Raw genomic sequence first — 538 nt, 5'->3', positions numbered from 1 at the left:
TGCTTCTATCCACTTTGATATATATATCTTTGAGCACTCCGAGCTTTAAATCAAAGGATATAACAAAAGTTTTAGTCTCAAGAGTGAAAGTCCCATCGGTTGCTTCCTTTGTCGTCATGTTATAAGCAAGTAATGTGGAAGAGAATAGTACAACAATGAAGAGCAAAAGGATGCTAATAACCTGTTTTTTCATTTTTCTTCCTCCTCGGAAATGAAAGTGATATGTGGAATTCCTTTGGTACGGGGTCTTCCCCGCCTGGATTAAACGGGTTGCAACGTAGAATGCGCCAGCTACCGAGCAGCAACCCCTTGAAAAAGCCGAAGCGCTCTATGGACTGATACATATAAGTAGAGCAGGTAGGCGTAAACCTGCAACTGGGAGGTTTTAAAGGAGAAATATACTTTTTATAGAACTCAATTGACTTCAGTGCTGTTTTTTTTGCAATTCCCATTTTTTTCTTGCTTTTCATCGATTCGTCTCGCAATCCTCAATAGTTTCTCACAGAGTTGGTGATAGCCAACTTCGTTGCGCCTAAAC

2 protein-coding genes are annotated in these 538 nt (G+C 40.3%); both read right to left on the bottom strand.

What is annotated here, in order from left to right; all coding sequences use genetic code 11:
* Positions 1 to 193: hypothetical protein (locus AC3LHT_RS00785; protein WP_488661691.1), on the bottom strand; the 193-nt coding region annotated here is incomplete at its 3' end.
* Positions 174 to 452, bottom strand: a complete 279-nt coding sequence (gene yidD, locus AC3LHT_RS00780) for a membrane protein insertion efficiency factor YidD (RefSeq protein WP_290645419.1) — start codon at positions 450 to 452, stop codon at positions 174 to 176. The genes AC3LHT_RS00785 and yidD, both read right to left, overlap by 20 nt.
* Between the last annotated feature and the right edge of the window lie 86 nt (positions 453 to 538).

This window comes from Kosmotoga sp., from assembly GCF_982836095.1.
Note: the sequence above shows the minus strand (reverse complement) of the source record. Positions and strands in the feature narration are given on the sequence as shown.

Coding starts and splice junctions, on each gene's coding strand:
- yidD (WP_290645419.1), bottom strand. CDS start 452: ATGGGAATTGCAAAAAAAACAGCACTGAAGTCAATTGAGTTCTATAAA.